Origin of the sequence: Streptomyces canarius, assembly GCF_014650735.1 — a bacterium.
In the GTDB taxonomy this organism is placed as follows: Bacteria; Actinomycetota; Actinomycetes; order Streptomycetales; family Streptomycetaceae; genus Streptomyces; species Streptomyces olivaceoviridis.
This window is the reverse complement of sequence record NZ_BMVN01000008.1, coordinates 277,125-297,211: the sequence shown is the minus strand read 5'-3', so window position 1 is coordinate 297,211 and position 20,087 is coordinate 277,125. Positions and strand designations below refer to the sequence as shown.

At 69.4% G+C, this 20,087-nt stretch carries 17 protein-coding genes and 2 pseudogenes; 13 read left to right on the top strand and 6 right to left on the bottom strand.

What is annotated here, in order from left to right:
* The first annotated feature begins 27 nt into the window (after window positions 1-27).
* The 4 genes and pseudogenes from IE294_RS15070 to IE294_RS15055 all read left to right on the top strand — a co-directional run.
* Window positions 28-771 carry an NUDIX hydrolase gene (locus tag IE294_RS15070; protein ID WP_189886138.1) on the top strand — a complete coding sequence of 248 codons (744 nt, stop codon included), beginning with the start codon at window positions 28-30 and terminating at the stop codon, window positions 769-771.
* Window positions 772-1,935: a 5'-methylthioadenosine/S-adenosylhomocysteine nucleosidase family protein gene (locus IE294_RS15065; RefSeq protein WP_189886136.1), complete on the top strand. Its 1,164-nt coding sequence runs from the start codon at window positions 772-774 to the stop codon at window positions 1,933-1,935.
* A complete protein-coding gene (locus IE294_RS15060; RefSeq protein WP_229917165.1) occupies window positions 1,932-3,914 on the top strand; it encodes a hypothetical protein in 1,983 nt (660 codons plus the stop codon). Before IE294_RS15065 ends, IE294_RS15060 begins: the two co-directional genes overlap by 4 nt.
* Window positions 3,915-4,076: 162 nt before the next feature.
* Window positions 4,077-4,607, top strand: a pseudogene (locus tag IE294_RS15055) (flavoprotein); the annotation flags it as partial.
* 15 nt (window positions 4,608-4,622) lie between these two features.
* On the opposite strand, the gene IE294_RS15050 reads toward IE294_RS15055, so the two are convergent.
* Window positions 4,623-5,516: a phosphorothioated DNA-binding restriction endonuclease gene (locus tag IE294_RS15050; protein ID WP_189886134.1), complete on the bottom strand. Its 894-nt coding sequence runs from the start codon at window positions 5,514-5,516 to the stop codon at window positions 4,623-4,625.
* A gap of 58 nt (window positions 5,517-5,574) precedes the next feature.
* Window positions 5,575-5,817 carry a hypothetical protein gene (locus IE294_RS15045; RefSeq protein WP_189886132.1) on the bottom strand — a complete coding sequence of 81 codons (243 nt, stop codon included), beginning with the start codon at window positions 5,815-5,817 and terminating at the stop codon, window positions 5,575-5,577.
* Between the two features lie 162 nt (window positions 5,818-5,979).
* Here IE294_RS15045 and IE294_RS15040 point away from each other — a divergent pair, with 162 nt between their 5' ends.
* A complete protein-coding gene (locus tag IE294_RS15040; protein ID WP_189886130.1) occupies window positions 5,980-6,462 on the top strand; it encodes a DUF5994 family protein in 483 nt (160 codons plus the stop codon).
* Window positions 6,463-6,515: 53 nt separating this feature from the next.
* On the opposite strand, the gene IE294_RS15035 is transcribed toward IE294_RS15040, so the two are convergent.
* The 3 genes from IE294_RS15035 to IE294_RS15025 form a co-directional block, all read right to left on the bottom strand.
* Window positions 6,516-7,709 (bottom strand): PP2C family protein-serine/threonine phosphatase, encoded by a 1,194-nt coding sequence (locus tag IE294_RS15035; protein WP_189886128.1) that lies wholly within the window; start codon window positions 7,707-7,709, stop codon window positions 6,516-6,518.
* Between the two features lie 138 nt (window positions 7,710-7,847).
* On the bottom strand, window positions 7,848-8,360 hold the full coding sequence (locus tag IE294_RS15030) for a DUF5994 family protein (protein WP_229917164.1): 513 nt from the start codon (window positions 8,358-8,360) through the stop codon (window positions 7,848-7,850).
* Window positions 8,361-8,589: 229 nt separating this feature from the next.
* The gene (locus tag IE294_RS15025; RefSeq protein ID WP_189886126.1) at window positions 8,590-9,564 is read right to left on the bottom strand and encodes an STAS domain-containing protein; all 975 of its coding nucleotides are present in this window, start codon (window positions 9,562-9,564) and stop codon (window positions 8,590-8,592) included.
* A gap of 1,004 nt (window positions 9,565-10,568) precedes the next feature.
* Between IE294_RS15025 and IE294_RS15020 the strand changes: the two are divergent.
* Window positions 10,569-10,948 (top strand): annotated as a pseudogene (locus IE294_RS15020) (site-specific integrase); the annotation flags it as partial.
* A gap of 66 nt (window positions 10,949-11,014) precedes the next feature.
* On the opposite strand, the gene IE294_RS15015 reads toward IE294_RS15020, so the two are convergent.
* Window positions 11,015-11,452: a hypothetical protein gene (locus IE294_RS15015; RefSeq protein WP_003974483.1), complete on the bottom strand. Its 438-nt coding sequence runs from the start codon at window positions 11,450-11,452 to the stop codon at window positions 11,015-11,017.
* 858 nt (window positions 11,453-12,310) lie between these two features.
* On the opposite strand from IE294_RS15015, the gene hemL reads away from it, so the two are divergent.
* From hemL to ccsB, 7 genes are all read left to right on the top strand, one after another.
* Entirely contained in the window at window positions 12,311-13,630 is a 1,320-nt protein-coding gene (gene hemL, locus IE294_RS15010; RefSeq protein WP_189886124.1) for a glutamate-1-semialdehyde 2,1-aminomutase, read from the top strand.
* Window positions 13,627-14,325, top strand: a complete 699-nt coding sequence (locus IE294_RS15005) for a histidine phosphatase family protein (RefSeq protein ID WP_189886122.1) — start codon at window positions 13,627-13,629, stop codon at window positions 14,323-14,325. Before hemL ends, IE294_RS15005 begins: the two co-directional genes overlap by 4 nt.
* A 151-nt stretch (window positions 14,326-14,476) precedes the next feature.
* The gene (locus IE294_RS15000; protein WP_189886119.1) at window positions 14,477-15,775 is read left to right on the top strand and encodes a polysaccharide deacetylase family protein; all 1,299 of its coding nucleotides are present in this window, start codon (window positions 14,477-14,479) and stop codon (window positions 15,773-15,775) included.
* 120 nt (window positions 15,776-15,895) lie between these two features.
* Entirely contained in the window at window positions 15,896-16,486 is a 591-nt protein-coding gene (locus IE294_RS14995; RefSeq protein ID WP_189886117.1) for a TlpA family protein disulfide reductase, read from the top strand.
* 1 nt (window position 16,487) lies between these two features.
* The gene (locus IE294_RS14990) at window positions 16,488-17,261 is read left to right on the top strand and encodes a cytochrome c biogenesis CcdA family protein (protein ID WP_189886115.1); all 774 of its coding nucleotides are present in this window, start codon (window positions 16,488-16,490) and stop codon (window positions 17,259-17,261) included.
* Between the two features lie 3 nt (window positions 17,262-17,264).
* Window positions 17,265-18,974: a cytochrome c biogenesis protein ResB gene (gene resB, locus IE294_RS14985; protein ID WP_189886113.1), complete on the top strand. Its 1,710-nt coding sequence runs from the start codon at window positions 17,265-17,267 to the stop codon at window positions 18,972-18,974.
* The gene (gene ccsB, locus IE294_RS14980) at window positions 18,971-20,071 is read left to right on the top strand and encodes a c-type cytochrome biogenesis protein CcsB (RefSeq protein WP_189886111.1); all 1,101 of its coding nucleotides are present in this window, start codon (window positions 18,971-18,973) and stop codon (window positions 20,069-20,071) included. The genes resB and ccsB overlap by 4 nt, the downstream gene beginning before the upstream one ends.
* Window positions 20,072-20,087 lie beyond the last annotated feature (16 nt).

Below are 20,087 nucleotides of genomic sequence, written 5' to 3'. Positions count from 1 at the left end.
GACAGGAACCCAAGTACCGTAAGTGGCATGCAAGATGACGCGTGGTCACCCCCACCTGTGCTCCTGACGGTCGATCTCGTGATCCTGACGCTGCGCGAGGGGCGGCTGTGTGTCCTGCTCGTGGAGCGGGGCGAAGATCCTTTCCAGGGCATGCCGGCACTGCCCGGCGGATTCCTCAATCACGCCGGCGAGGAGATCCTGGACGCCGCCCACCGTGAGCTGAGCGAGGAGACCGCTCTGACTGCCGGGTGGGTGCATCTCGAACAACTGGCCATCTACGGGGACGTAGGCCGTGATCCAAGGGGACGAGTCGTTTCCGTGGCCCACTTGGCGATCGCGCCGGGACTTCCCGAACCGGTCGCGGGAACGGATGCCATGGATGCCGCGTGGGTTCCCGCGGAAGCCGTCCTGTCCGGTGAAGTGGAACTGGCCTTCGACCACCGCCGGATCGTGACCGACGGAATCGAACGCGCGCGTACCAAGCTCGAATCCTCGGCGCTCGCCACGGCGTTCTGCGGAGAACTCTTCACCATAGCCGAGTTGCAGCAGGTGTACGAGGCGGTGTGGGGCACCGAACTCGACACCCGTAATTTCTACCGGAAAGTCCAGGCCGTGGAGGGATTCATCGTTCCCGCCGACTCCGGACGCAGGAGCACGGGAGGACGGCCCGCCCGGCTGTACCGGGCCGGCCCCAAGAAGGTGTTGTTCCCGCCGCTGATCCGACCTGTGCCGTCCACAACGGAAGAGGGCACGAGAGAGGAAGGGGAATAGATGTCGAAAGACCTGGTGGTGATTCTCACCGCCCTCAACCTTGAGTACCAGGCCGTGTGCCGGAAACTGGCCGGCGCACAGGTGCACCGTCATGAGCGCGGGACGCTGTTCGAGGTGGGAACCGTGCGGGGCACTTCGTGTCGTGTCGCGCTCGGCCTGACGAACAAGGGGAATCACTCCGCCGCGGTGATCGCCGAGCGCGCGATACAGGAGTTCTCGCCGGTGGCCGTGTTGTTCGTCGGCGTCGCCGGTGCGCTGTGGGACACGGCCAGGCTGGGCGACGTGGTGATGGCGACACACGTGTACGCCTACCACGGCGGGACCAGCGAGGACGACGGGCTCAAGTCCCGCCCCCGGGTGTGGGAGACGGCGCACGGCATCAGTCAGCTCGGCTCGCATCTGGCGCGCGTGAACGACTGGGCCGACGACACGTCCGGTCAGGGGCGCGTCCCGCAGGTGCGCTTCGGCGCGATCGCCGCCGGCGAGGTCGTACAGAACTCGAAGATCTCCGCCGAGGCGCGGTGGATCCGGCAGCACTACAACGACGCGCTCGCGATCGAGATGGAAGCGGCCGGTGTGGCGCAGGCCGGTCATCTCAACGGGGCGCCGGTGGCCATCATCCGGGGCATCAGCGACCGGGCGGACGGAACGAAGAACAGCGCGAAGGACCGTGACCGGCAACCACGGGCCGCGGCGAACGCGGCGGCGTTCGCCACACGGCTGGCCGTGGAACTGGTGAGGGAACAGGAGCAGATCGCAATGTCCCGGGCAGACAGGGCCCCCACAGCCGACAGACTCGAAGAGCGCGTCAGCAACACCGCCCACCACAGCACCGTCGGCATCATGGCCGGCTCCGTCAAGGGCAGCAGCGTCTACGTGAACGCGGACCCGAAGGTGGCCGGTCCGGCGGACCTGGTCGCGGAACTGGACGCTTTCCGTGAGCACCTGAAGCGTCACCACGCCGAGGGCGCCCTCGACGACGACACCTACCGAGAGGCACTGGCCGAGCTGGGCTTCGCCCGCCGGGCGGCAACGGAGAACACTCCCGAGCCGTCCAAGAAGGCGACCATGGCACTCAAGAGGTTACGCGGTCTGGTCGCGGAGTTTCCCGAGCTGGTGTCCAGGCTGGTACCACTGGTCGTTGCGGCGGGGGACTTGTCATGATCGACGGCAGCCATGTCACCTACAATTCGGCCGCAGACGAATCTATTGTCGGAATGCAGGCCGGGGTTGTACACAACGCCAACGTTTCTATCTATTCGGCTGCATCGCCTCAGGAGAAGTACAAGGCCGGTGTGCGGTTCCTTCAGGACGGCGTCCCCAGCCGTGCTCGCGACATGATCCATGACGCGATCGCCCACGGATACGACAACGCGGAGGTCCGTTTCCACGGGGTGCTCGCCATGCTCAGCGGACGCGCCTACCACGACCTCGGCACCGAAGAACTCCGGTGGCTGCACCAAGCCTCCGGGCTCGTGGGGACCTACGCCGAGGGAGAGTGGAAGGACGCTCTGCGCGTCGCTTTCGAACTGCTGGCGACGCTCAGCACCGCGGACGGCGAAGCAGGGCGCGTAGGGGAGCGGTTGCGAGCCCTGTCACCTCACCGGCGGGACGAGATCCTCCACCACTTCGACCTCGTGCTCACTGGGGGACTGAAGGACAGCCTGTGGGCCGAGAACCGCGAGCGGGCCGAGGCGGCTCGCTTCGGCAACGGCCGGGTCCAACGGGTCTGGGCCTATTTCGAACCCGACCCCATCGGGCCACGGGCCCTGCCGCCCCGCCCGAGCACCGCTGCCGCCGCCCAGGCGGCCATCCCGGTCCGAGTCGGCCTGTTCGTCGTCGTCACCGCGTTCCTCTGCGTCGTGTCCCTGGTCGCGGATCCGGCCGCGGCAGCCGTCGAGTTACTGGTGGCGCTCGGTGCGGGCGCGACCGCGACGCACTTCGGCAGCCGATGGTGGTACCAGGAACACCAACTGAAGGCCATGAACCGTATGTTCCAGGTACCGCACACGCGCGATCCCGCCTCGCCCGGGGACGGGTTCACCAACCGTGTCCGCCATTCGTTCGACCACTACTTCAGTGTGCGTGTGCCTCATGGACTGGCCCCGCAGGAATGGCTCGGTCTTACCGGCCACATCCGCGACAGCCTCGTCGCCGAGATCGCGGTGCTCTACCGCGAGAGCCGAATCAGCGTGGACCGGGTCAACTGGCTGATCCGCCACCTCGCCGAGGACGCCCGGGACCGGTACAGCACAGGCACTCTGTTCGACCGCCGCCACCAGAACCAGACGTCGGCGTCGGCGAAGGCGCTGTGTGTGGTCGCCCTCGTCATCCTCGGCTTCACGACTCTGGCCCTGCTCGGCACGGTGGCCTCAGGCGCCGGTGCGTCGCACATGGTGCTGGCCGTCCTGGCCGTCATCGGCGTGGTCTGGTCCGGACGCGCGGCTGCGTCCTCGTGGCTGGAGGCCCGGGGCGAGGAGCGTCGAGTGGCCGAGGAAACCCAGGAGTACCAGGAGCGGCTGGCCGCGCGGCAAGCCGCGTACCAGAACTGGAAGTCGTTCCTGGACGCCACGCGGCCCAGCGAGCTGGAAATGGAGACCTGGCTCACCTGCGACAAGACACTGTTCGTCGACGAAGCACTCCGCCACTACCAGCTCACCTGGCGCGACCTGATCACCCACACCATCCTGGTGACACCCGCACGCCCCTACAAGCGAGGGCGGGTGAAGGGCGGCCCTTGGCGGTACTCGCGCTACACCTTCCGTCTCTTCCTGGTCACACAGGACGGCGTTCGTGAGATCAGCGCGGATTTCGATTTCACCGACGCGAAACGCGGGACCAGGCAGCGAAGCAACTACCGGTTCGACGCGTTGTCCTCCGTACAGGTCACGGAGCGCAGCGAGGTCGGCTACGACCTGGAGCTCATCCTCACCAACGGGCCGGCCAGGAACATTCGTGTCGCAGACGCCGACACGTATCAACTCGCGCCGGACGAGAACGCCCAGGAGATCTCCGAAATCAACCTCAGTGCGGCCGGTTTCATCCACACCTTCCGCCTCCTGGAAGGAATCGCGGCGGACGGAAAGGGCTGGATCGAACGGAACCATCCCAAAAACCTGCCGACCTTCCGCGCTGTCGGCTGAGCCGCCGGCCCTTGGGAGGGCTGACTCTTCGGGCCTTCGGGCAGTTCCGGGCGGGCAGGGGCCGGAGCGCCGGAGCCCTGCCCGCCCACTCATACAACCGAGCGACAGCCGACGTACCCTGCCGGAACCGCACCACTTCAGCCGCCGACTGGGGGTCCCCGCATGACCGAACCGACCGCCCCGGACAAGAAGCCCTTCCTGTACGTCGTCGTGTGCGCGAGCGGTGTCGCCGGTGACGTCGGCAAGCTGATCACGGCCGCCCAGGAGGCGGACTGGGACGTCGGCGTCATCGCCACGCCGCAGGGACTCGGCTTCATCGACACCAAGGCGATCGAGGCACAGACCGGCTACCCGATCCGCTCCGCCTGGCGCGCGCCGGGAGACCCGCGCCCCCTGCCGCCCGCGGACGCGATCGCCGTGGCTCCCGCCACGTTCAACACGATCAACAAGTGGGCCGCCGGGATCTCCGACACCCTCGCCCTGGGCATCCTGTGCGAGGCGTACGGCATGGGCATCCCGATCGTGGCCCTGCCCTACCTGAACTCCGCCCAGGCCGCCCACCCCGCCTACCGGCAGAGCCTGGAGCGGCTGCGGGGGATGGGTGTCCTGATCGGTTCTTGCGCACCGCACCGGCCGAAGGCCGGCGGCGCTGCGGAACGCTTCCGCTGGGAGGAAGCACTGGAGTTGCTGGAGGCGGCGCTGCCGGGGTCAGGCGGCCGTGGCAGGGCGGGGTTCACCGTGGAAGACCTGCCGGGCGTGCCAGTCGCGGTGGGCCGCGGCAACAGGGTGTGTGCCGGGCTGGGGGCCGATGAGCGGGCGGCCGGCGAGGGCTATGACATGCTCGCGGGCGGCGGGGCTGTGGCCGACGAAGCGCTGTGAGACCAGGATGCGGTGATCGTCGCCCACCCCTAGGACGCCCTTGTCGAAGAGCTTGTGGTGCAGCGAGCACAGGCACATCCCGTTCTCGATCTCGTCGGGCCCGCCGAACGCCCACCAGCGCACGTGGGCGGCCTCCAGTCCGACCGGTACCGTGCCGATCCTGCCGTCGTATCCGCAGAAGGCGCACCGGTACTCGTAGGCGGTCAGCACCACTTCCCGCATCCTCCGGTCCCGCTGCCCGCGTACGGCCGAGAGCGGCTCGGCCTCCGTCGGTTCCAGGTCCAGGCCGACGGCTTCGCACAGTTCCCCGTGCAGGGAGGGCGGGAAGTGCAGGTCGAGCAGCAATCGCGCGATTCTGCCGAGCAGATCCGGTTCGCGCCGTAGGGCCGCTCTCAGGTCCGGCGCGAGCCGGCCGGTGGCGCCCGTCTCGCGGAGGTCCCGTACTCCGCTGCCAGGGCTGCCCGGTCCGCGATCGGTGCGGACCTCCCACACGCCGTCGCCGACCAGGTGGTGGAAGGGGTAGGCGGGCGTCGTCTTGTGGGGTGGGCCGTACTCGGTCAGCAGGCGCTGTAGGTCGTGCTCCACGGCGGTGTATCGCAAACCGTCGTCGGCGTCCTCCTGGAACCGGCCGAGGGCGTACAGGAGCAGCAGCGGCTTGTGCGGAGCGCGCGTTCCGCCCTTGGTCCACTGCCTCAGCTTGGCGATCCGCTCCAGCCAGTCCATGGTGACCGATCGTAGACAGGCCGGCACGAAGGTCCCGTCAGCCGTGACGAGGTTCGTGTCAGGGTCTGCCCGGCTGGTGATCGAACCGCTCACCAACGTGGGCGATGCCGAGGGTGCACTCGCCGATCAGGCCGTCGTCGGCGGGCGTGACCCGCATCGGCGGGGCGAGCGGGCTGCCGACTCCGGTGGCCGGGCTGTAGATCCTCGTGCCGGTGGGGAATTCGTCGGCTTCGGGGATCCCGCCCCTCGCGCGTCGGTGCCCCGTGAGCTGTCCGGTGAGGGTGTGGACGCCGCCCGCCATGAGGTGGAGGGTGCAGAGTCCGGTGAGGCTGGATCCGTTCCGCTGAGGGCCGGCTGGGGAGGGAGCGTCGCCAGAGACGTCGACGCGCGTGGGGCCAGGAGTAACGTGGCAGGTGCGAGGCGGGTCCCTTCTCGCACCGGCTCCCGAAGACGGGTGGTCCTCATGACCGGCTCGGATACGGCTCCTGTTGCCCGGCGTCTGCCCAGCGGCGTCCACAAGGCCGTGCGGCCGGGGTGCGCGCTTCTCCGGCTGGAGACGACCGCATCGCGCGAAGGTGTCCTCGACGGTGCGTGGTGGCCTCGGTCGCGCGACATCGGGGCCGAGCTGCCCGAGCTGCTGAGCGCCCTCACCGCACATCTGGGACCCGTGACCCGCGTCGGGCTGGACACCGCGGCCTGGGCAGGGCTCCCGACGCGGATCGTCGTTGACGACCGGGTGGTGCACATCGACTCCTTCCCGGTGGGCGACGACACCGTCCTGATCACCCGGGGCGACCGGGACCTCTTCTCACTGCTGGTGGTCCCGCCGAACGCGATGCCCGAGGCGGCGCGCGCCGCGATGGCACAGGCCGTCCGGGCGGACAACATCAGCCAGGCGGAACAGATCCTCATCGAAACCGGGAGCGGCCGCGGCCCCGCGGACTGAGGGGCCGTCCCTCGGCGGGACCGGCGGAGTAGTGCCGGCCGACAGTGGTGAGGTCAGCCGCGCCACTCCACCATGAGCAGCGTCGCGTCGTCCGTGGTGCGCCCGCCCCGCGCCCGCTTGAGCGTGTGGGACAGGGAGCGCGTCACCGCCCGGATCCCGCGGCCGGTTTTCTCCAGGTGGTTCACGCAGTCGATCAGCTGGTCCTCGCCGAACTCGCGCCCACCCCTCTCATGTTCCTCGATCAGCCCGTCGGTGAAGCAGAGGATCCGGTCCCCGTGCATCAGCCTCAGCTCGCTGACCGATGGCTTCGGGCCCCCCAGGCCGACGGGGAGGGTCGTCGGGGCGAGCAGGCGTTGTGTGACGCGGTGGCCACGGACCAGGATCGGCGGGGGGTGACCGGCGTTGACCCACTGCACCTGTCCGGTCGTGGTGTCCAGCTGCATCATTTGCGCGGTGACGAAGTGTTCGGGGCCGAACTGCTTCGCCACGGCGCGGTCCATGAAGTCGTAGATCGCCGGCAGTCCGATGCCGAGGCGGCGGGCGTGGCGGTAGGAGCCGATGGCGACGGTGGCCATCGTGGCCGCGTCCAGTCCGTGACCCATCGCGTCGATCATGACCACGTGGAGGATGGCGCCATTGAGGGCGTAGTCGAAACTGTCCCCCCCGACGTCGTAGGCAGGCTCCAGGATGCCGGCGACCGCGACCCGAGGCATGATCATCGCCAGTGGCGGCAGCAGGGACCACTGGATCTCCGCCGCCACGCTCATCGGTTCGCGGCGCCGGACGCCGAAGAACAGGTCGGAGTAGCCGTGCTTGGTCACCAGTAGGTCGGCCACCAGGCCGGAGATCCTGAGGAGCAGGCGACGGTCGTCGTCGTCGACGCTGTCCAGCGTCACTGCCATGACACCCACCTGGTCGCCACCGTCCAGCAGCGGCAGATGGATCCGTACGCCGCCGTCCTCGGGCACTTCGACGGTGACCGCGTCGAGGAAGCAGCGACCTGCCTCGGAGTCGTCGATCACCTGCGGTGCCCCGCCGGTGAGGCCCTCGCCGGCCAGCGGTACGAGCAGCAGCTGACCGTAGTCTTGCAGCAGCACCTGCGGACGGTGGCCCCCCAACCGCTCCACCACGTCGGCGACCAGCGGTCCGATGAGATGGGGAGGAAGCTCGTGCGCGCGATCGAGAACCGCTCCCAGCAACGCTTCCCCGAAGCTCTCGGAGCGGTCCGCAGGCCGTTCGGGCGTCATCCGCTCTCCCGCCTCATCCGCGCGTATCGGTTGCGGCGGGGTGGGACGACCAGGAGTTTGTGCGTGCCATCGCTCCACCGGTGAGATCGACGACCGGACCAGCCGACCGGTCACGCGGACCCGACAGACGTCGTGCCCTCACCTGAGACCGTGTCCTCCTTCCGCCTCCCATGTGGCTTCTCCGGAGAGGTCTTCCTCGGCGAGTGCGAACATGCGTGGCGCCGGAAGCGGGTTCTCCGGATCGGCGGCAGCCGTCAGCAGCCGGGTGGCCACTCCAGCCGGCTCGTCGGGCGGGATCACCAGCAGTTCCCAGCGGCCCACCGTGCCGCAGTCCAGGGTGATGGCGTGCGCATCGGCAGCGAGGCCGGTTCGGACCACCTCGATCACGTGGCCGGGCGCGATGATGGTCGGCGGGGCGTCGGGCCAGGAGGCGGTGTCCACGGTGACGCGAGTGACGGTACCGACACCCGGGTCCAATGAGCCGACCAGCGTCGGCAGCTCCAGTTCCAACGCGTCGCACCGTGGCCACCAGGCACCGTCCAGGGGGCCGTGGCTGACCTCCGGCGTGAGGCTCAGCCGGGGCAAGGGCATCTGGTAGGTCTGTGAGTCACCTGGTGACATACCTTCGGCGGGCCTGGTGATGGCGTCCATCGTGAGATCCCGTCCCGGGCGGCCCGTGGCTGCCCGCGTCTGTCACTCGCCGGGAACGGCGCCACCGTGGTCGTGCGCCCGAAAATTCTCGGTACCTGCCACGCTACCCCCAGTCGTGGCGGGCGGCGTGGCGCGCAGCCATCGCACGAGGACGTGTCCGTACAGCGGACGACGGGTGGCGTGACCGCCCCGGCCGGTACGACTGCCGGCTCATCGCTCCTCTGCCGAATCATCGGCGTGCCGGGGGCTGCTCTTCGGCAGACAGGGTCAGCACGCAGGGGGCGACGGGGCCGGGCAGCCCGACGACGTCACCCATGTTCTGCCAGCCCCAGGACGAGAAGGCGGCTTGTCCTGCCCGGTCGGCGGGATGCAGCAGGGTGACCCCGAGGGAGCAGCGCAGGTCTGTGAGCAGACGCTGCTGCATGCGACGGGCGATATCGCGGTGCTGCGCGTGCGGATGGGCCACGACCTGGGTGAGGACGACGAACCGTGCGTGCGAGGTGAGCCGCTGGATGATCTCCTGGAGCGTTCCGTCGAGCCCTTGGCGGCCGGAGCCGTCGGAGCCCACCGGAAAACCGAAGGCGCAACCGACCAGCATCGTCGTCTCGGCGACCAGCAGGGCGAAGCCGGGGCGGTGGGCAGTGACCGCCAAGCAGTGCAGGAAGTCTCCTCGGCCGTGGTACGCCTCGCCGACGGTGCCCGCGACGGACTCCGCAGCCAGGTCCGCGATGTCCTCGCGCATGTCTTCGGCCTGCCAGCGGGTCAGCCGACGAAGGCGGATCCCGTCCTTGAGGACCGGCTGATCCGGCCGACGAGCGGGGCCCTCGGGCGCCCGCGCGGCGGTTCCCATGGTGCCGCCGGATGCGGCGGGCGGCACGGGACTCACGGGGGCCGTAAGGAGCAGGGAAGTCGAACCGGTGGCATCGAGGAGCCGGGCGATCTGCGCGCACGGATGGTGCAGCCGCAGGCGGGCGTGGACCCGGCCGGCGCGCCGTGATGCCGACAGGAGGACGTCCAGGCCCCTGGCGTCGCAGGAGCCGACCGTGGTCAGGTCGATGTCAATCACCGTGACACCGTCCAGCAGACACTGCTCCACCGCGGCCCGCAGCAGCGGCGTCGTGGCCGGCCCGATGTCGCCGGCGAGCGTGACGAGCGTCCGCTCTCCTCGGTTCCGCCGATGGATGTCCAGGCGGTAGAGGGCCATCACGCCTCCCCTCTGTGGGGTCGCGGACGTACACGGGTACTCAGCGCGGCCTCCGCCGTGATGCGTTCGCGTGAAGTTGTTCCACCGCGGCGGACATGATGCCGACCTGTCTCCGGGCCGACCACTGGGGCAACCCGGATTCACTCGTCTCTCGCCGAGGACGACCCGGCAGGGCGGCCGGAGTGTGTGGTGCCCTCGGTACTTCAACCGTACGTCGGCCCCAACGGGAAAGGGCTGCGTCGACAGGCGCCGTCTGAATCGGCGGGGAGCGGTTGATCCGCTCCCGAAACCAGCCCGGAACCGGGAAGCGGCAGGGGTGAGCATGTGGCGGAGGAAGGCGGCCAGGCCGTCGAGCACGGTGAGGCCCCGGCGATGCCGCAGACGCCGCCCAGGAGGCGGGCCGAGAAGTCGTATGGCGTCGCCGACGGCCGCGATGTGGGCCTGGGAGGTTTCGTCGCTGCCGTGGTCGGTTGCGGCGGTGGACTGGTGCCGGGGGTTGGGCCTGCGTCGGCTGCCCGGCTTGGTGACGGGCGCGGCTCGATGCCGGCGAGGTGTTCGCCGATCTTGGGGTGGGACAGGTCGGGGGCGGGTTCGGCTCCGAAGACCCAGACGGGTCCACCGCTGGCGTTGGTGTCGCCTTGCACGGCGACCTGGTACCCGCGTACGTCGCCGGACGGGAAGCGCTGGATGTCGACGAGGACGCCCTCGATGCCGGCCGTCGAGCAGGTGGAGGCACTCCTCCGGGTCGGTGGGATGAAGCCCTGGAGCTGCTGGGACCAGTCGTCAACATGGTGCGGTGACGCCGTCCGTCTCTTGGAGCGGGACGTGAGGATCAGCACCAAGGCCCGTTCCGCCGTGCGTGACCGATCAAAAGCCGCAAGCGTTCACTGAGTGAACGCCCCGAATGTTCATTCAGGAAACGCGCCTGGCTTTGTGCACATGTGGCCGGGGTGCCGGGACGGAAGTGGCCGCTTCTGGCGTGCCTGGCGCCGTGCGGCCTCCGGCGTGCCGTCTTCGACATGGGTGACTGGAAGCGCGCACTGGCCTCCGCCGGCGTGATCCCTCCCCGCGAACGCGGCGCGAGATACCTCCAGGCGGCCCCGGAAGACGGCGTGCACGCCCTCCGGCACGCGTACGCCTCCGTGCGCCTGGACGCGGGGGAGAGCATCAAGGCGCTCTCCGAGTACCTCGGCCACTCGGACCCGGGCTTCACGCTCCGGACGTACACGCATTTGCTGCCGTCCAGCGAGACCCGCACTCGCAAGGCGATCGACGACGCCTTCACGGAAGCCGAGCGGAAGGGCGACGGTGATCCGGCCGCCGACCAGGGCACATCAGTGCCCCGTCCAAACCCATGTGCCCTCAATGTGCCCTGACGGCCTGACGTCCCTGCCGCTGCACGACGAGGGCGGGGTCCGAAAACCCCGCCCGCTACCCGGGAAACCCCGGCTCAGGGCCACACAAGGCAGTACGGCTGATGCCCCGCCTCATGCAGCCGGTGGCTGAAGTCCTGCCACTCGTGCAGCAACTGGTACACGTTGAACGCGTCCCGCGGCCCGCCCCGGTCGGGGACCGTCGACCAGATGAAGGCCGCCGCGCCGACCGCTTCCTCGCCGATGCCGCGGAGGGGGTCGACGACCGTCATGGGGAGTTTGACGACCGCGTAGTCGGGGTGCAGGACGACCAGTTCCAGGGGTGGCACCTTGTGCAGGGGGACGCCCTCGATGCCGGTCAGCACCATCGCGGCCATCGTCTCCGGCTTGATCTTGGTGAACATGCCGTTCATGCCCAGCTCGTCGCCGCCGAGTTCCTCGGGACGCATCGAGATGGGGACGCGAGCCGCGGTCGCGCCGTCCGGCGCGCCGAAGTATTTGTACGTCACCCCCACCCGACCACCATTCCTGCTCCCCGCCCGGAGGCGGTCGGCCCGCTGGTCGAGCCGGCGGTCGAGATCCCGGTCGATCTGCTGGTCGTACCGCTCGGGCTCACTCGGTACACCCTGTGTCTGTCGTGCGTCGGTCTGACGTGTCTCGGTCGTTTCCTCCGCGTCGCGCCGGTGCCTTCCCCGCCGGGCACGTCGAGGACCCAGGTCATCAGTCCCCTCGCCCAGTCCGCCACCGCGATGCATATCTCCACCCGACTGCTTTTCTAGGACGCGTGGCCCCCGCCGCGCAACCCGATCATCGTGTCAGTGACCTCCCCCGCGCCCGCCCGCCGAAACGTGCGGTGGAACAACAGTCCACGCGGGGGGATTCCCGGCCCTGATCTCCGGCCCCTGATGAGTACGTGCGTATGGGCTTTGTGTATCAGGTCTCAGTCTCGCAGATGAGGGATGCCCCCGCTGTGATCTTGGGACTCGCCGCGCCTGATCAACACCCCGCCGTGCCTGATCAACACCCCGCCGTGCCTGACCAACCACCCGCCCCGCGTGACCAACCACCCGCCACGTGTGATCAACCGCCTGCCGCGCCTGATCAACCAACCCCCTTCCCGCGTCCGGCCGCGACCGCGACCGCGCCGGATCACCCCCGCGACCGCGCCGGATCACCACCGCGACCGCGTCCGGCCGCGACACCGACCGCCCCCCGCCGCCACACCGACCGCGTCCGGCCGCGACACCGACCGCCCCCCGCCACGACCCCGACCCCGGTCCGGCCGGGGATCCGCGCCGCCTTCGGCCTACCCTGAGGAGGTCACCCCGCAACCGGAGCCCGAGAAGCCGGAGTAGTCGCACGTCATGAGTGCCATGAGCGAAACGCCCTATCCCTACGACGCGCCCGTCTCACAGGCGCTCTTCGACCGTGCCTCCGTCGTCACCCCGGGCGGCGTCAACTCCCCGGTGCGTGCCTTCCGCGCCGTCGGCGGCACGCCGCGGTTCATGGTGTCGGGCAAGGGGGCCTACCTGACCGACGCCGACGGGCGCGAGTACGTCGACCTCGTGTGCTCCTGGGGGCCCATGATCCTCGGGCACGCGCACCCCGAGGTCATCGCCGCCGTCCAGGAGGCCGTGGCCCGCGGTACGTCCTTCGGCACGCCCGGCGAGGGCGAGGTCGCGCTCGCCGAGGAGATCGTCGCCCGGGTGGCGCCCGTCGAGCAGGTGCGGCTGGTCAGCAGCGGGACCGAGGCGACCATGTCCGCCATCCGGCTCGCCCGCGGGTTCACCCGGCGGTCCAAGGTGATCAAGTTCGCCGGGTGCTACCACGGGCACGTCGACTCGCTGCTCGCCGCGGCCGGCAGCGGGGTCGCCACCCTCGCGCTGCCCGACACGCCCGGTGTCACCGGTGCCCAGGCCGGCGACACGATCGTGCTGCCGTACAACGACCTGGAGGCCGTGCAGGAGGCCTTCCACCGGCACCCCGGGGAGATCGCCTGTGTGATCACCGAGGCCTCGCCGGGCAACATGGGCGTCGTGCCGCCGGACCCCGGCTTCAACCAGGCCCTCAAGGACTCCTGTCGCAGGAACGGCGCCCTCTTCATCTCCGACGAGGTGATGACCGGCTTCCGCACCAGCCGCGCCGGGTGGTACGGCGTCGAGGGCGTCGTGCCCGACCTGATGACCTTCGGCAAGGTCATGGGCGGTGGCTTCCCGGCCGCCGCGTTCGGCGGGCGTGCCGATGTGATGGCGCACCTCGCCCCCGCCGGGCCCGTGTACCAGGCCGGCACCCTCTCCGGTAACCCCGTCGCCACCGCCGCCGGTCTCGCCCAGCTGCGGCTGCTCGACGACGCCGCGTACGACAAGGTCGACGCCGTCTCCGAGCAGATCCGGACGCTCGTCAGCGAGGCGCTGTCGAAGGAGGGCGTCGCGCACCGGGTGCAAACCGCCTCCAACATGTTCTCCGTGTTCTTCACGGACCGGCAGGTGCGCGACTACGAGGACGCCAAGCGGCAGCAGTCGTACCGTTACACCGCGTTCTTCCACTCGCTGCTGGCGAACGGCGTCTACCTGCCGCCGTCGTCCTTCGAGTCCTGGTTCGTGTCCACGGCCCACGACGAGCGGGCCCTTCAGAAGATCGCCGACGCCCTTCCGGCGGCGGCCCGGGCGGCTGCGGAGGCCACGGCAGAATGAGCGACAGCACCAAGGACGTCACCGTCGTCCACGTCATGCGGCACGGCGAGGTCGCGAACCCGGACGGGGTCCTGTACGGGCGGCTGCCCGGCTACCACCTGTCCGAGCTGGGCCGGCAGATGGCCGAGCGGGTCGCCGAGCACCTCGCCTCGCGGGACGTCACCTATGTCTGCGCCTCCCCGTTGGAGCGGGCACAGGAGACCGCCACGCCGATCGCCAAGGCGCACGGGCTGGATCTCGACACCGACGAGCGGCTGATCGAGGCCGAGAACGTCTTCCAGGGCAAGACGTTCGGCGTCGGTGACGGCGCGCTGCGCAATCCGGACAACTGGAAGCACCTCGTCAACCCGTTCCGGCCGTCCTGGGGCGAGCCGTACGTGGACCAGGTCGTGCGGATGATGGGCGCGCTGAACGCGGCCAAGGACCGGGCGCGCGGGCACGAGGCGGTGCTGGTCAGCCATCAGCTGCCGATCTGGATCGTGCGCTCGTACGTCGAGCGGCGGCGGCTGTGGCACGATCCGCGCAAGCGGCAGTGCACGCTCGCCTCCCTGACGACTTTCACATACCTGGGTGACAAGATCGTGTCCGTGGGCTACAGCGAGCCCGCCATCGATCTGGTCCCGGCCCATCTGCGCGCCGGCGCCAAGCCCCAGAAGGGGAAGGGCACCGCGCAGGGGAAGGCCTTCGGCGCCTGACCGGTGCCACTCGTCACTGACGGTCCGTTTGGTATCGCTTAGCGCACTTTTACGGCCCCTGTTACGAAAAACACAAGAATCTGCGGAACCTCCCCGATCGTCCTGCCCTCTGAGTGGGTGACCAGCAGGCAGCGACGAATCGGGGATTTCCATGCCCACCTTCTCCCGGACCTTCTCCCGGCGGGGAATGCTCGGCCTCGGCGCGGGGGCGGCGGCCGCCGCCTCGCTCGTCGGCTGCGGGAGCCTCACGTCCTCGGACGGCGGCGGCCACCCGAACGGTTCCGGCCAGGCCAAGCCCGGGAGCGGGGACGGCAAGGGGAGCACCGCGCACCCGGCGCGGCCCATCGGCGACGGCTCCACCTCCTTCACCGGCAAGCAGCCGCACCAGCCGGCCAAGCCCGAGCCGCTGGAGCCGGGACAGACCCCGCCCCAGTTCGTGATCTTCTCCTGGGACGGCGCCGGCGAGGTCGGCAACGGGCTCTTCCCGCGCTTCCTGGACCTGGCCAAGGAGCACGGCGCGTCCATGACCTTCTTCCTCTCGGGGCTGTATCTGCTGCCCGAGTCGAAGAAGCGTCTGTACGAGCCGCCGAACAACCCGCGCGGCGCCTCCGACATCGGCTACCTCACCGACGAGCACATCAAGGCCACGCTGACGAACGTGCGCCGGGCCTGGCTGGAGGGGCACGAGATCGGCACCCACTTCAACGGGCACTTCTGCGCCGGTACGGGCACGGTCGGCAACTGGACCCCGCAGCAGTGGGAGAGCGAGATCCGGCAGGCCAAGGCGTTCGTGAAGGAGTGGCGGACCAACAGCGGCTGGACCGACCTGCCCGCGCTGCCGTTCGACTACGACAAGGAGCTGGTCGGCGGCCGTACGCCCTGCCTGCTCGGCCAGAACAACCTGCTGCCCACCGCCCGGAAGCTGGGCTGGCGCTACGACGCCTCCTCGCCGGGCGGCCGTCAGGTGTGGCCGGAGAAGAAGCTGGGGATCTGGGACCTGCCGTTGCAGCAGATACCTTTCCCCGGACGTTCCTTCGAGGTCCTGTCCATGGACTACAACATGCTCGCCAACCAGTCCCTGAACTCCACCAAGGCGCCCGCCTACAACTACCCCGGCTGGCGCAAGCAGTCCGCGCAGGCGTACATCCAGGGCTTCCAGCGGGCATACGAGACAAACCGGGCACCGTTCTTCGTCGGCAACCACTTCGAGCAGTGGAACGGCGGCATCTACATGGACTCCGTCGAGGAGGCCTTCAAGCACATCGCGCGCGAGAAGGAGAAGGGCGCCGACGTACGGCTGGTCTCCTTCCGGCAGTTCGTGGACTGGATGGACGCGCAGAAGCCCGAGGTGCTCGCCAAGCTGCGCACGCTCGAGGTCGGGCAGCGGCCGGCGGGCGGCTGGAAGGAGTTCCTGCGCGGCGGCGGGTCCGCCTCCTCCGACGCCGCCTGAGCCGGCGCCGACTCGGGCCCTGTGTCTGAAATGTCCCGTGTAAATACGCCCTGAAATGCGGTTTTCCGCCCGGCAGGGGGGTGCGCGAGATCCCCGGAACAGGCATGCGAAACTTTTCACATGAGTACCCGTAGCCGCGCCGTCCTGCTCAGCGCCGTGGCCGCCGTCGCGGCCCTGTCCCTGTCCGCGTGCGGTAAGGGCGGCACCTCCGGAGGCGGTGGCGACACCCACTTCGTCACCGGCAACAACGGCATCGACACCGTGCCCGCCGGCAAGCGCGCCACGGCCCCGGACCTGTCGGGCGGGACCATCGACGGCAAGACCCTGGACGTCGCCGACTACAAGGGCAAGGTCGTCGTCGTCAACGTCTGGGGCTCGTGGTGCGGACCGTGCCGCGAGGAGGCGCAGTACTTCGCCAAGGTCTCCAAGGAGTACCAGGACAAGGGTGTCCAGTTCGTCGGCATCAACACCCGGGACACCAGCACCACCCCGGCCGTGAACTTCGAGAAGGAGCACGGCGTCACGTACCCGAGCCTGTACGACCCCACGGGCAAGCTGATGCTGCGCTTCAAGAAGGGCACCCTCAACCCGCAGATCATCCCCTCCACGCTCGTCATCGACCGGCACGGCAAGGTCGCCGCACGGGCCCTGGAGGCGCTCGACGACACGGGCCTGCTGAAGATGATCAAGCCGGTCCTCGCGGAGAAGTGACGTGAGCGCACTGCTGACGCTGGCCGCGGAGACGGGTCAGAACGACACGGTCCTGCACGGCGCCCTGCTGGTCGCCCTGCCGATCGCCCTGCTCGCCGGGCTCGTCTCCTTCTTCTCGCCCTGTGTGCTGCCGCTGGTCCCCGGTTACCTCTCCTATGTGACCGGCGTCGCGGGCACCGACCTGGCCGAGGCCAGACGGGGGCGGATGGTGGCCGGCGCCTCCCTGTTCGTGCTCGGCTTCAGCGCCGTGTTCGTCTCGGGCGGTGCGCTCTTCGGCTACTTCGGCTCCAACCTGATCGACTACCAGGGCGCCCTGTCCAAGGTGCTCGGCGTGCTCATGATCGCCATGGGCGTCTTCTTCATGGGGCTCCTGCCCTGGTTCACCATGCGCGAGTTCCGCTTCCACAAGCGGCCGACGGGCGGCCTGCTGGGGGCGCCCCTGCTCGGCGCCCTCTTCGGCGTCGGCTGGACGCCCTGCATGGGTCCGACGCTCTCCTCGGTGAGCTCCCTCTCCTTCCAGGAGTCGAGCGCGGCGCGCGGCTCGCTGCTGATGGTCGTCTACTGCCTCGGCCTCGGCGTGCCGTTCGTGCTCACCGCGATCGGCTTCCGCAAGGCCCTCGGCGCCTTCGCCTGGGTCAAGCGCCACTATGTGTGGGTGACGCGCATCGGCGGCTCGATGATGATCGTGACCGGTGTGCTGCTGCTGACCGGCGCTTGGAACAGTCTCGTGCAGCAGATGCAGACCTGGTCCGGCGGCTTCAATGTGGGGATCTGACCGATGAGCAAGACCGACACCGACACGAGCCAGGACCGGGACGAGCTGGGCGCGGCCGGCTCCCAGCTTTCCACCGCGCCGCAGGAGGAGCAGACGAGCCTGCCCGGCCTCGGTGTCATCGGCTGGGCGCGCTGGTTCTGGCGGCAGCTGACCTCCATGCGGGTCGCGCTGCTGCTGCTCCTGCTGCTCTCGCTCGGCGCGATCCCCGGCTCGCTGATCCCGCAGACCGGCGCCGACGCGAGCAAGGTCGAGGACTTCCGCGCCGCCCACAAGACGCTGGCGCCGGTCTACGACAAGCTCGGCCTGTTCCACGTCTACAGCTCGGTGTGGTTCTCCGCGATCTACATCCTGCTGTTCGTCTCCCTCATCGGCTGCATCGTCCCCCGCACCTGGCAGTTCGTCGGCCAGTTGCGTGGCCGACCGCCGGGCGCGCCCAAGCGGCTGACCCGGCTGCCCGCCCACACCGCCTGGCGCACCACCGAGGACCCGGAGCGGGTCCGTGAGGCCGCGCTCGCGCTGCTGCGGAAGCGCCGCTTCCGCGCCCACGTCGTCGGTGACGCCGTGGCCGCCGAGAAGGGCTACCTGCGCGAGCTGGGCAACCTGGTCTTCCACATCGCCCTGATCGTGCTGCTGGTCGCCTTCGCCTCGGGCCAGTTGTACAAGTCCGACGGCACCAAGCTGATGGTGGAGGGCGACGGCTTCTCCAACGCGCTGCCGATGTACGACGACTTCAAGTCCGGCAGCCTCTTCCAGCCCGACGACCTGGTCCCGTTCAGTTTCAACCTGAAGGACTTCAAGGGGACCTACGAGCTGACCGGCCCGAACAGGGGCACCGCGCGCACCTTCCAGGCGAAGATCACCTACAACAAGGGCGCCTACGGCAAGGAGACCACGACCACCATCAAGGTCAACGAGCCGCTGAAGATCGACGACTCGAAGGTCTACCTGGTCAGCCACGGCTACGCGCCCGTGATCACCGTTCGGGACGGCAAGGGCAAGGTGGTCTACCGCGACGCCGTGCCGCTGCTGCCGCTCGACGGCAACGTCACCTCCCAGGGCGTCGTCAAGGTCATGGACGGCTACCGCGACGCCAACGGCAAGAAGGAGCAGCTCGGCATCAAGGCCTTCTTCCTGCCGACCTACGGCGGGGCCGGCATGGAGATCGCCTCGGCCTTCCCCGCGCTGCTGAACCCGGTGCTGAACCTGGAGCCGTACCACGGCGACCTGGGCGTCGACTCGGGCCTGCCGCAGAGCGTGTACCAGCTCGACAAGTCCCACATGAAGGACTACAAGGACGCCAAGGGCGCGCAGCTGAGGGACAACCTCAAGCCCGGCGAGACCATGACGCTGCCCAACGGCGCCGGTTCCATCACCTTCGAGAAGGACGTCAAGGAGTGGGCCGGCTTCGAGATCGTCCAGGAGCCGGGCGGCGGCTGGGCGCTCACCGGTGCCCTCGCCGCGATCTTCGGCCTGGCCGCGTCCCTGTTCATCCAGCGCCGCCGGGTCTGGGTGCGCGCGGTGCGCGGGGCCGACGGCGTCACGGTGGTCGAGATGGCCGGGCTCGGCCGCAGCGAGTCCGCGAAGGTGCCCGAGGAACTGGGCGACCTCGCCGGAATCCTCTATGACCAGGCGCCGGGGGCACCCGACCCCGACGACGACTCCGCAGCAACCCCCGACCCCCAAGTCGTACCTGCCGAAGGGGCTGAGAAGTGACTCTCGCCGCCGCAACCGATCTCGCCGCCGCGACCAACGAACACCTCGCGAGCATCAGCAACACGCTGATCTACTCGTCGATGGCGGTCTACACCCTGGCCTTCTTCGCCTACATCGCCGAGTGGCTGTTCGGCAGCCGCAGCAAGGTCGGCCGTACGGCCGCCGCGCTCACCGCCGACAGCGGGCGGAGCGCGGGCGCGCCCGCCGTCACCGTGAAGCGGGCCGGCGGTACCGCCGTGCTGGAGCGGCCGAAGGTCGTCGTCCGCTCGGTGTCCGGCGCGCGGGACGTGCCGGACGGGCCCGGCGCGCACGGCGGTGACGAGCAGGGCGACCTCTACGGCCGGATCGCCATCTCCCTCACCGTGCTCGCGTTCCTGGTGGAGCTGGGCGGCGTCGTCGCCCGCGCGGCCTCCGTGGAGCGGGCGCCGTGGGGCAACATGTACGAGTTCAACATCACCTTCTCCACGGTCGCCGTCGGCGTGTACCTCGCGCTGCTGGCTTTGAAGAAGAACGTGCGCTGGCTCGGCCTGTTCCTCGTCACGACGGTCCTGCTGGACCTCGGCCTCGCGGTCACCGTGCTGTACACGGCCAGCGACCAGCTGGTGCCGGCCCTGCACTCGTACTGGCTGTACATCCACGTCTCCACCGCCATCTTCTGCGGTGCCGTGTTCTACGTCGGCGCGGTCGCCACGATCCTGTACCTGTTCAAGGACTCGTACGAGAACAAGCTCCAGCTCGGCGGCACGCCCGGGAAGTTCGCCTCCTCGGTGCTGGAGCGGCTGCCCGCCTCGGCGTCCCTGGACAAGTTCGCCTACCGGGTCAACGCGGCCGTCTTCCCGCTGTGGACGTTCACGATCATCGCGGGCGCGATCTGGGCGGGCGACGCCTGGGGCCGGTACTGGAACTGGGACCCGAAGGAGACCTGGTCCTTCATCACCTGGATCGCCTACGCCTGTTACCTGCACGCCCGGGCCACGGCCGGCTGGAAGGGCCGCAAGGCCGCCTACCTGGCGCTGATCGCCTTCGGCTGCTGGCTGTTCAACTACTACGGCGTCAACATCTTCGTCAGCGGCAAGCACTCCTACGCGGGCGTGTGACCGCCACCGCCGAGAG

What these genes read in the sequence shown, in the direction of transcription:
- IE294_RS15070 (WP_189886138.1), top strand. Translation starts at nt 28, where the DNA reads ATGCAAGATGACGCGTGGTCACCCCCACCTGTGCTCCTGACGGTCGAT.
- IE294_RS15065 (WP_189886136.1), top strand. Translation starts at nt 772, where the DNA reads ATGTCGAAAGACCTGGTGGTGATTCTCACCGCCCTCAACCTTGAGTAC.
- IE294_RS15060 (WP_229917165.1), top strand. Translation starts at nt 1,932, where the DNA reads ATGATCGACGGCAGCCATGTCACCTACAATTCGGCCGCAGACGAATCT.
- IE294_RS15050 (WP_189886134.1), bottom strand. Translation starts at nt 5,516, where the DNA reads ATGGACTGGCTGGAGCGGATCGCCAAGCTGAGGCAGTGGACCAAGGGC.
- IE294_RS15045 (WP_189886132.1), bottom strand. Translation starts at nt 5,817, where the DNA reads ATGGCGGGCGGCGTCCACACCCTCACCGGACAGCTCACGGGGCACCGA.
- IE294_RS15040 (WP_189886130.1), top strand. Translation starts at nt 5,980, where the DNA reads ATGACCGGCTCGGATACGGCTCCTGTTGCCCGGCGTCTGCCCAGCGGC.
- IE294_RS15035 (WP_189886128.1), bottom strand. Translation starts at nt 7,709, where the DNA reads ATGACGCCCGAACGGCCTGCGGACCGCTCCGAGAGCTTCGGGGAAGCG.
- IE294_RS15030 (WP_229917164.1), bottom strand. Translation starts at nt 8,360, where the DNA reads ATGGACGCCATCACCAGGCCCGCCGAAGGTATGTCACCAGGTGACTCA.
- IE294_RS15025 (WP_189886126.1), bottom strand. Translation starts at nt 9,564, where the DNA reads ATGGCCCTCTACCGCCTGGACATCCATCGGCGGAACCGAGGAGAGCGG.
- hemL (WP_189886124.1), top strand. Translation starts at nt 12,311, where the DNA reads ATGAGCGAAACGCCCTATCCCTACGACGCGCCCGTCTCACAGGCGCTC.
- IE294_RS15005 (WP_189886122.1), top strand. Translation starts at nt 13,627, where the DNA reads ATGAGCGACAGCACCAAGGACGTCACCGTCGTCCACGTCATGCGGCAC.
- IE294_RS15000 (WP_189886119.1), top strand. Translation starts at nt 14,477, where the DNA reads ATGCCCACCTTCTCCCGGACCTTCTCCCGGCGGGGAATGCTCGGCCTC.
- IE294_RS14995 (WP_189886117.1), top strand. Translation starts at nt 15,896, where the DNA reads ATGAGTACCCGTAGCCGCGCCGTCCTGCTCAGCGCCGTGGCCGCCGTC.
- resB (WP_189886113.1), top strand. Translation starts at nt 17,265, where the DNA reads ATGAGCAAGACCGACACCGACACGAGCCAGGACCGGGACGAGCTGGGC.